Origin of the sequence: Mycobacterium sp., assembly GCF_035603715.1 — a bacterium.
Taxonomy (GTDB): domain Bacteria; phylum Actinomycetota; class Actinomycetes; order Mycobacteriales; family Mycobacteriaceae; genus Mycobacterium.
Map to the genome: position 1 here is coordinate 1 of NZ_DATNJW010000089.1, position 3,406 is coordinate 3,406.

General features: G+C 67.3%; 3 protein-coding genes. All 3 read left to right on the forward strand.

Features of this window, described 5'->3' with window-relative positions; translation table 11 throughout:
• Positions 1–298 (forward strand): penicillin-binding transpeptidase domain-containing protein (locus VN856_RS03765; protein WP_325686278.1); only part of this gene is annotated, 298 nt, incomplete at its 5' end.
• The gene (locus VN856_RS03770) at positions 295–1,605 is read left to right on the forward strand and encodes a serine/threonine-protein kinase (RefSeq protein ID WP_325686280.1); all 1,311 of its coding nucleotides are present in this window, start codon (positions 295–297) and stop codon (positions 1,603–1,605) included. The genes VN856_RS03765 and VN856_RS03770, both read left to right, overlap by 4 nt.
• Positions 1,602–3,406, forward strand: a 1,805-nt coding sequence (gene pknB / locus VN856_RS03775; protein WP_325686282.1) for a Stk1 family PASTA domain-containing Ser/Thr kinase, incomplete at its 3' end; no start/stop codon positions are given. The genes VN856_RS03770 and pknB, both read left to right, overlap by 4 nt.

The window sequence follows — 3,406 nt, forward strand, 5'->3', positions numbered from 1 at the left end:
GCAGGTCGCGGCTAAGCTAACTGAGTTAATGGTCGGCGCCGAGAATGTCACTCAGCAGAAAGGGGCGATCCCCGGCGTGCAGATCGCATCCAAGACTGGTACCGCAGAGCACGGCACCGACCCGCGCCACACACCACCGCACGCGTGGTACATCGCCTTTGCGCCCGCGAAGGCTCCGAAGGTGGCCGTCGCGGTGCTTGTAGAGGACGGCGCTGACCGGTTATCGGCGACCGGAGGCGCGCTTGCCGCACCGATCGGGCGCGCGGTCATCGAGGCCGCGCTGCAGGGAGGACCATGAGCCCGCGAGTAGGTGTGACGCTGTCTGGCCGCTACCGCCTGCAACGCTTGATTGCTACCGGGGGCATGGGCCAGGTATGGGAAGCCGTCGACAGCCGGCTGGGACGCCGCGTCGCCGTCAAGGTGCTCAAGGCCGAGTTCTCCCAAGACTCTGAATTCATCGAGCGCTTCCGGGTTGAGGCGCGCACCACCGCGATGCTCAACCATCCCGGCATCGCCAGCGTTCACGACTATGGCGAGACCCAGATGGAGGGCGAAGGGCGCACCGCCTATCTGGTGATGGAATTGGTCAACGGCGAGCCGCTCAACTCGGTGCTCAAGCGGACCGGCCGGCTATCGCTGCGGCACACGCTGGACATGCTCGAGCAGACCGGACGGGCGCTGCAGGTCGCGCACGCGTCCGGCCTGGTGCACCGCGACGTCAAGCCGGGCAACATCCTGATCACCCCGACCGGTCAGGTGAAGATCACCGACTTCGGCATCGCGAAAGCCGTCGACGCCGCCCCGGTGACTCAGACCGGCATGGTGATGGGCACCGCCCAGTACATCGCTCCGGAGCAGGCACTGGGCCACGACGCGACCCCATCGAGCGATGTGTATGCGCTGGGAGTGGTTGGCTACGAAGCGATTTCGGGTAAGCGGCCATTCACCGGCGACGGTGCGTTGACCGTGGCGATGAAGCACATCAAGGAACCGCCGCCGCCGCTGCCATCCGACCTGCCGCCGAACGTACGCGAGCTCATCGAGATCACCCTGGTCAAGAACCCCGGCATGCGTTACCGCAGTGGGGGACCGTTCGCCGACGCTGTCGCCGCCGTCCGCGCCGGCCGCCGCCCACCACGGCCCAACCAGGCCGCGGGTGGGGCACGTGCCACACCGGCGGCCATTCCGTCCGGCACCCCAACCCGAGCCGCGGCCGCGGCCACCACCCGAGCGCCCGCCGCCCGTCGCGTACGGCCCACCACCGGCGGTCACCGCACTCCGCCCCCGCGCCGCACCTTCTCATCCGGTCAGCGGGCGCTGCTGTGGGCCGCCGGCGTCCTGGGCGCGTTGGCGATCATCATCGCGATTCTGATCGTGATGAACTCGCACAACAACAATTCGCAGCAGCAACCCTCCACACCCACCGTGACCGACACCGGAGCACCGCCCAGCAAGTCTGAGTCGCCGCCGGCACATCCAACTAATTGGACGTACCGGGGGGCGGCGGGTAATCCTGGAGGGCAATGCCAGCTGCTCACACCCAGGCGGGCACCATCGCTGACCTTCTCCTTCGCGGTGGTGTCCCAACACGAGAAACCGCAATGACGACCCCGCAGCACCTGTCCGACCGCTACGAACTCGGTGAGATCCTCGGCTTCGGTGGCATGTCCGAGGTCCACCTGGCCCGGGATGTCCGGCTGCACCGAGACGTAGCGGTCAAGGTGCTGCGCGCCGACCTGGCCCGCGACCCCAGCTTCTACCTGCGCTTCCGGCGGGAAGCGCAGAACGCGGCGGCGCTCAACCACCCGGCGATCGTCGCGGTGTACGACACCGGCGAGGCGGAGACGGCCGCCGGGCCGCTGCCCTACATCGTGATGGAGTACGTCAACGGTGTGACGTTGCGCGACATCGTGCACACCGACGGTCCGATGACGCCGACCCGCGCCATCGAGGTCATCGCCGACGCCTGCCAGGCACTCAATTTCTCCCACCAGCACGGCATCATCCACCGCGACGTGAAGCCGGCCAACATCATGATCAGCACCACCAACGCGGTCAAGGTGATGGACTTCGGTATCGCGCGGGCGCTGTCCGACGGCGGCAACAGCGTCACCCAGACCGCCGCGGTGATCGGCACCGCGCAATACCTTTCGCCCGAGCAGGCTCGCGGCGACACCGTCGACGCCCGCTCCGACGTGTACTCGCTGGGTTGTGTGCTCTACGAAATGCTTACCGGCGAACCACCTTTCGTAGGCGACTCGCCGGTCGCGGTGGCCTACCAGCACGTCCGCGAAGATCCGGTGCCGCCGTCGCTGCGCTATGAGGGCATCCCCGCCGACCTGGACGCAGTCGTGCTCAAGGCGCTGGCGAAGAACCCCGAGAACCGCTACCAGACGGCCGCCGAGATGCGCTCCGATCTGGTCCGGGTGCACAACGGTGAGCCGCCGGAGGCACCCAAGATCCTCACTGAGGCCGAGCGCTCGTCGCTGATGGCCACGCCGCATTCGAACGACCCGGCGGGAGCGCAGACCAATCCGCTGCCCCGCCAGCAGCTCGACTTTGTCCGCGAGCGCAGTCCCGGTTCGGTGAGCCGCTGGGTGATCGCCGTTGCAGCGCTGGCGGTGCTGACCGTCGTGGTCACCATCCTGATCAACACGTTCGGCGGCGGCATGCGCAACGTGCAGGTGCCCGACGTACGCAATCAGGCGTCGGCCGACGCGATCGCCGCCCTGCAGAACCACGGCTTCAAGACCCGCACCCAGCAGAAGCCCGACTCGTCCGTCCAACCCGACCATGTCATCGGGACGGACCCGGGCGCCAACGTGAAAGTCGGTGCCGGCGAGCTGATCACGGTCGAGGTCTCCACCGGGCCCGAGCAGCGCGAGGTGCCGGACGTCTCCTCGCTGAGCTACGCCGCGGCGGTGAAGAAGCTGAAGTCCGCGGGCTTTAGTCGGTTCAAACAAGTCAACTCGCCGTCGACGCCGGAGACGAAAGACAAAGTCATCGGTACCAACCCGCCGGCCAACCAGACGTCGGCGATCACCAACGAGATCACCGTGATCGTCGGCTCGGGCCCGTCGAGCAAGCAGGTGCCCGACGTCGCCGGGCAGGCCGCCGACGAGGCGCAGAAGAATCTGACGGTGTACGGGTTCTCCAAGTTCGCTCAGGCAGCCGTCGACAGTCCCCGGCCGGCCGGCTCGGTGATCGGCACCAATCCGCCTGCGGGAGCTAATGTTCCGGTCGACACGGTGATCGAGTTGCAGGTGTCCAAAGGCAACCAATTCATCATGCCCGACGTGACCGGAATGTTCTGGACCGACGCAGAACCGCGGTTACGCGCGTTGGGCTGGACGGGGATTCTGGACCGAGGCCCCGACGTCGATGCCGGTGGCTCCCAACACAACCG

Coding starts and splice junctions, on each gene's coding strand:
- VN856_RS03770 (WP_325686280.1), top strand. CDS start 295: ATGAGCCCGCGAGTAGGTGTGACGCTGTCTGGCCGCTACCGCCTGCAA.